Here is a 6153-nt window from a genome sequence, read left to right as displayed (position 1 = left end):
CGAGAGAAGATTTATGACTCACTACCTGGTCGTAACGGCCATCGGCACGGACAGGCCTGGCATCGTCAATGAAGTGACCCGCCACGTCAGTGGCTGTGGTTGCAACATTGTAGACAGCCGCCTTGGCATCTTCGGCAATGAATTTACCTTTATCATGCTGCTCTCGGGCGACTGGAACAGCATGATGCAACTCGAAATCAGCCTGCCCCTGCGTAGCCAGGAGTGGGATCTCATCACCATGATGAAACGCACCGAACGCCACCAGTCCCTGCAGTATGACGTCCGCGCCAGTGCCGACCTGTTGATCCGCGACGAGCCCGGCATCGTAAGCCAGTGCACCCAGTTCTTCAGCGAACATGGCTGGAACATTCAGGCGATGCAATCCATGACCCTGGAGCAGCAGCCGTTCAACCTGCTGAAGATCAGTTTTCAGCTCAATCTGGCCAGAGAGGGTGAAGTGGAAGGTTCGCAAACCGCCTTCGCCGAATTCTGTCGTCAACTGGGTGCCGAATCGTTCGAGTTTATCGTCAATCGCAAACACGCCTGAGGGCGTTTTACCCGAGGAGACCCCATGCAACCACTACAAGCTGGCAGCCCCGCCCCCGATTTCTCCCTGCCCGACCAGAATGGCAATCAGGTCAGCCTCGCTGGCCTGCGCGGCAAGAAGGTGCTGGTCTATTTCTACCCCAAGGCGATGACCCCCGGCTGCACCACCCAGGCCTGCAGCCTACGCGATGTGAACGCCGAGTTGGCCGCCCTCAATGTGGTGGTGCTTGGCATCAGCCCGGATCCGGCCAAACGGCTGAAAAAGTTCGAAGAGCGGGACCAGCTCAACTTCACCCTGCTGGCTGATGAAGACCACGCCGTCGCCGATGCCTTTGGCGTCTGGGGCCCGAAGAAGTTCATGGGCAAGGAGTATGACGGCATTCACCGTCAGAGCTTCCTGATCAATGAAGAGGGCAAGATTGCCCACCACTTCGACAAGTTCAAAACCAGCGATCACCATCAGGTGGTACTGGATTTCCTCAAGGGATAACCCTCCCCTGCGTCATTGAAAGGCCTGCCATGCAGGCCTTTTTTGTCTGGTCAGTAGCCCCTTGCCAGCGGATTTTTCTCACCAACTCCCCCGCCCAGATCAAAAAATTCATTTTATATATGGGTTAACGTGACCCCAGAATCATCTTCCAGCGAGATATCCCATGAACATGAGCAACACTGAGCGTTTGATCCTGAGCAACCAGTACGAAATTCTGGCGAAACTCAATCCGGAGAAAGCGGACGTCTACCAGCGCGCCAGCACCATCATCGAGCGCGGCTACTGCCTGCAGATCCTCGAGCTGGAGAAGAGCTTCGGCCATCTGGATCTGGCGACCTGCCAGGAGGTGATCGACACCCTGGAGCTGCACCACGCACTGGCCATCTCATGGGGTAATCTGGATACCGCCGTTCAGGGCGAGATCAACGCCAGCCGCCTGGAGTTCAATGGCTACAGCCGCAGCCAGGAGCGTGAGCTGGCTGACTACGTCTGCTTCCTGCTGGAGGTGGACAAGCGCTTCCCCGAGCTCAAATGCCCGTGCGACGAGCTCTCCAGCGACATCGCCATGCGCGACAAGTACCAGCGGATGCTGCAGGTGTGGCGTCAGTGCCCCCGTCAGTACAAGCTCTCCATCCAGGAAATCCGCAAGGTACTGGCGGCCTGATCCGCACACCAACCGCAACAAAAAAGGCGCCACTGGCGCCTTTTTGCATCTGAAACGGGTTATTCGTAGAGAAAGGATTTATCGAGCTGCTGGAAGGCGGCCTTGAGAGTATCGGCCAGCTCTTCATAGCGCGGCTGAGACACCAGCTGGCGGCGGCCACCCTGCTCGTTCATCTTGCCGTTGATCTCCCGATACCAGCTCGCCAGCGACGGGGGCAAGCGGGTGTCGGCACGCTGGCCGAGCCAGTAGTAGCCCTGCAGCGGCAAACTGAGCAGAAACAGCACGGAAGTGATGACGGAAGGCCAGTAGTGCAGCTCGCCAAACTGGAACTGCAGCATCACGCTCAACACCGCCAGCGCGGGGATCACCTTGAGGGCGAACTCGGTCGCCTTGATCACCCGATTTTCAGGAAACATCGAATTGAGCTCGGGACGGCGCGGCCAAAGCGTCATATAATGGCGGCCTTGCTGTAACTTAGTTCCAAAAATGTTCATGCTCATACTACCTCCGAGCGCTTTTTGAACGTACCAACGGCAAAACCTCGACAAAATTTGATGCAAAGTAACAAAGGTTGAGGATGACTTTGTTATTTTTCAACAATCGGGTTATCCTTTGTACGCCCATTTTTGCGTCAAAAGCGTCTTGCTATTGACCTGTCAGGGACGTCTGGATTTCGGGTCTTGTATCACTATACAAGGGGCAAGCAACAGATTGCCAACCCTCATAAGGATAAGTTGAAAGTTTTTGGCCGCACCGCGTCCAACGCATCCGCCTACACAACCCAATCTGCGATAGGATTTATTCATGAGTAAGCTGGTTCTTGTTCTTAACTGTGGCAGCTCTTCCCTGAAGTTTGCCGTCATTGACGCAACCACCGGTGATGACCTGCTGTCCGGCCTGGCCGAGTGCTTCAACCTCGACGACGCCCGCATCAAGTGGAAACTGAATGGCGAGAAAGGCAGTGCCGATCTGGGCGCGGGTGCCGCTCACCAGGAAGCGCTGGACTTCATCGTCAACAAGATCCTGCCGCTCAATCCGGAACTGTCCAAGAACCTGATCGCCATCGGTCACCGTGTAGTTCACGGTGGCGAGCGCTTCACCTCTTCCGTTGTCATCTGCGAAGACGTGATTGCCGGCATCGAAGCTGCTGTTCCGTACGCACCGCTGCACAACCCGGCTCACCTGATCGGTATCCGTGAAGCTCGCCGCGTATTCCCGGCGCTGGCTGACAAGAACGTGGCCGTATTCGATACCGCGTTCCACCAGACCATGCCGGAAGAAGCCTTCCTGTACGCCCTGCCGTACAAGCTCTACAAAGAGAACGGCATCCGTCGCTACGGCGCTCACGGCACCAGCCACTACTACATCAGCCTGGAAGCTGCCAAGCAGCTGAACAAGCCGGTTGAAGAGCTGAACATCATCAACTGCCACCTGGGCAACGGCGGTTCCGTCTGCGCCATCAAGAACGGCAAATCCGTTGATACCTCAATGGGCCTGACTCCGCTGGAAGGTCTGGTGATGGGTACCCGTTCCGGTGATCTGGATCCGGCCATCATCTTCTTCCTGCACGACAAGCTGGGCATGAGCGTTGCTGATATCAACACCATGCTGACCAAAGAGTCCGGCCTGCAGGGTCTGACCGAAGTGACCTCCGACTGCCGTTTCGTTGAAGACAACTACGACAGCAAAGAAGAAGCCAAGCGTGCTATGGACGTTTACTGCTATCGCCTGGCCAAGTACATCGGCGCCTACGCTGCCGCCATGGACGGTCGTCTGGACGCCGTTGTTTTCACCGGTGGTATCGGTGAAAACTCCGCCCCGATCCGTGAAATCACCCTGAACAAGCTGGGTCTGCTGGGCTTTGACGTCGATCACGACGCCAACCTGAAGGCTCGTTTCGGCAAGGGTGGCGAGATCACCAAGGCTGGTTCTACCAAGGCCCTGGTTATCCCGACCAACGAAGAGTGGGTTATCGCCCACGACGCGCTGGAACTGGTCGGCGCTTAATTGACGCAGTAACTCGAGGCCGCCCACCAGGGCGGCCTTTTCCTGATCCCAAAAAATGAACAAGGGGTATAAAGTGGCACGCACTATTATGCTTATCCCGGTCGGCACTGGTGTCGGCGTAACTTCCGTGAGTCTGGGCGTTGTTCGCGCCATGGAGCGTCACGGTGTCAATGTCAGCTTCTTCAAACCGGTTGCCCAGCCGCGTCCGGGTGAAACCGGTGCCGAGCGCTCAACCGCCGTTATCCGCGCTGCTGCCAACATCAACCCGCCCGAGCCGTTCACCCTCTCCTACGCCGAGAACATGATCAGCTCCAGCAACACCGACATCCTGCTGGAAGAGATCGTTGCCCGCTTCGAAGAGCACGTGAAATCCAGTGGTGCCGAAGTGCTGGTTGTCGAAGGTATGGTGCCGACCGACAAGCAGCCCTTTGCCAACAAGCTGAACTACGACGTGGCCAAGGCGCTGGACGCTGACATGGTATTCGTGACCCACCCGGGCCATGACTCCAGCCAGAAACTGAAAGAGCGCATCGAGCTGGCCTGCTCCAACTTCGGTGGTGTCAACAACCCCCGCATCGTTGGTTGCGTGATCAACAAGGTTGGCGCGCCGGTTGACGAGCATGGCGTAACCCGCCCTGACCTGACCGAGATGTTCGAAGCCCATCACCACGCTTCTGACGCGGCTCACAACCTGGAAGTGCTGCAAGTGTTCGGCAAGAGCCCGCTGCGCATCCTGGGTTGCATCCCCTGGAACACCCAGCTGATCGCCCCGCGCGCCAAGGATCTTGCCAAGCATCTGGCCGCCAAGATCCTGCACAAAGGCGAGCTGGACAGCCGCCGTCTGCAGACCGTGACCTTCTGCGCCCGCTCCATTCACAACATGGTTGAGCACTTCCGTCCGGGTAGCCTGCTGGTCACCTCCGGCGATCGCTCTGACGTCATCGTCTCCGCCTGCCTCTCCGCCATGAACGGCGTCAAGCTGGGCGCCCTGCTGCTGACCGGTAACTATCATCCGGAGCCGCAGGTAATGGCGCTGTGCCAACAGGCCATGGCCACCGGCCTGCCGATCATGATGACCGGTACCAACACCTGGCAGACCGCCGTCAGCCTGCAGAACTTCAACGTCGATATTCCGGAAGATGACCGCGAGCGTATCGAACTGGTACAGGACTACGTCGCTGGCCACATCGACAAGCACTGGATCGAGTCGCTGACCGTCAGCTCTACCCGTTCCCGTCGTCTGAGCCCGCCGGCATTCCGTTATCAGCTGACCGAGCTGGCCCGTCAGGCCAACAAGCGTGTCGTGCTGCCGGAAGGCGACGAGCCGCGCACCATCAAGGCTGCCGCCATCTGTGCCGAGCGTGGCATTGCCCGTCCGGTACTGCTGGGTAACCCGGAAGAGATCCGTCGAGTTGCCGAACAGCAGGGTGTGGTACTGACCGATCGCGTCGAGATCATCGATCCGGCCGTTGTGCGCGAGCGCTATGTGCCGCGTCTGGTCGAGCTGCGCAAGAACAAGGGCATGACCGAAGTGGTTGCCCGCGAGCAGCTGGAAGACAACGTGGTACTGGGTACCATGATGCTGGAGCGCAATGAAGTTGACGGCCTGGTATCCGGCGCGGTGCACACCACTGCCAACACCATCCGTCCGCCGATGCAGATCATCAAGACCGCTCCGGGCTCTTCCCTGATCTCCTCCATCTTCTTCATGCTGCTGCCTGACCAGGTGCTGGTCTACGGTGACTGCGCGATCAACCCGGATCCGACTGCCGAGCAGCTGGCCGAGATCGCTATCCAGTCCGCCGACTCCGCAGCCGCGTTCGGCATCGAGCCGCGCGTCGCCATGATCTCCTACTCCACCGGTACCTCTGGCGCCGGTGCCGATGTAGAGAAAGTGCGTGAAGCGACCGAGCTGGCCAAGGCCAAGCGCCCCGACCTCATCATCGACGGCCCGCTGCAGTACGACGCGGCCATCATGGAGAACGTGGCCAAGTCCAAGGCACCGAATTCACCGGTTGCCGGTAAAGCCACCGTGTTCGTGTTCCCTGACCTGAACACAGGTAACACCACTTACAAGGCGGTACAGCGTTCTGCTGACCTGGTCTCCATCGGCCCGATGCTGCAAGGCATGCGCAAGCCGGTCAATGACCTGTCCCGTGGCGCCCTGGTTGACGACATCGTCTACACCATCGCCCTGACCGGTATCCAGGCAGCTCAGGCTGACGAACAAGCCTAATCAGCTTTAGTCTGAAAAAACCGATCACAAAGGCTGCTCACCCCAGGTGAGCAGCCTTTTTTGTTGGGAATTTTTCTGAAGGCAGCATAACCAACCGAGGATTCAGGAGCAGACAGATAAAAGTGTGAGAGCGCTATGAGCTCTACGCTCCCTGTCACACAATACCTTCCATTTTGGATATGACAATAAAAGTCTTTATATATCTTATAG

Annotated in this window: 6 protein-coding genes; 5 read left to right on the top strand and 1 reads right to left on the bottom strand. The window is 57.9% G+C overall.

All coding sequences use genetic code 11. The features are described 5' to 3' along the window. The first annotated feature begins 13 nt into the window (after window positions 1-13). The 3 genes from AACS18_RS22175 to AACS18_RS22165 all read left to right on the top strand — a co-directional run bounded on the left by AACS18_RS22175 (window position 14) and on the right by AACS18_RS22165 (window position 1700). Window positions 14-547 carry a glycine cleavage system protein R gene (locus AACS18_RS22175; RefSeq protein ID WP_005349229.1) on the top strand — a complete coding sequence of 178 codons (534 nt, stop codon included), beginning with the start codon at window positions 14-16 and terminating at the stop codon, window positions 545-547. A 24-nt stretch (window positions 548-571) separates the two neighbouring features. After that, window positions 572-1036 (top strand): thioredoxin-dependent thiol peroxidase, encoded by a 465-nt coding sequence (bcp, locus tag AACS18_RS22170; protein ID WP_108611931.1) that lies wholly within the window; start codon window positions 572-574, stop codon window positions 1034-1036. 163 nt (window positions 1037-1199) lie between these two features. Beyond that, window positions 1200-1700, top strand: coding sequence for a YfbU family protein (locus AACS18_RS22165; RefSeq protein ID WP_108611930.1), 501 nt, complete (start codon window positions 1200-1202; stop codon window positions 1698-1700). A 59-nt stretch (window positions 1701-1759) separates the two neighbouring features. Here AACS18_RS22165 and yfbV read toward each other — a convergent pair whose 3' ends face one another. Continuing rightward, on the bottom strand, window positions 1760-2200 hold the full coding sequence (gene yfbV, locus AACS18_RS22160; RefSeq protein ID WP_005339116.1) for a terminus macrodomain insulation protein YfbV: 441 nt from the start codon (window positions 2198-2200) through the stop codon (window positions 1760-1762). A 304-nt stretch (window positions 2201-2504) separates the two neighbouring features. On the opposite strand from yfbV, the gene AACS18_RS22155 reads away from it, so the two are divergent. Together AACS18_RS22155 and pta are read left to right on the top strand one after the other, a co-directional pair. Next, a complete protein-coding gene (locus tag AACS18_RS22155; protein WP_005349210.1) occupies window positions 2505-3707 on the top strand; it encodes an acetate kinase in 1203 nt (400 codons plus the stop codon). 55 nt (window positions 3708-3762) lie between these two features. Continuing rightward, window positions 3763-5943, top strand: a complete 2181-nt coding sequence (gene pta / locus AACS18_RS22150; protein WP_005339119.1) for a phosphate acetyltransferase — start codon at window positions 3763-3765, stop codon at window positions 5941-5943. The last annotated feature ends 210 nt before the right edge of the window (window positions 5944-6153 follow it).

The organism is Aeromonas sp. HMWF015, assembly GCF_963878965.1.
GTDB lineage: Bacteria > Pseudomonadota > Gammaproteobacteria > Enterobacterales > Aeromonadaceae > Aeromonas > Aeromonas veronii.
The sequence above is the reverse complement of the archived record's forward strand: the minus strand, read 5'-3'. Positions and strand labels throughout refer to the sequence as shown.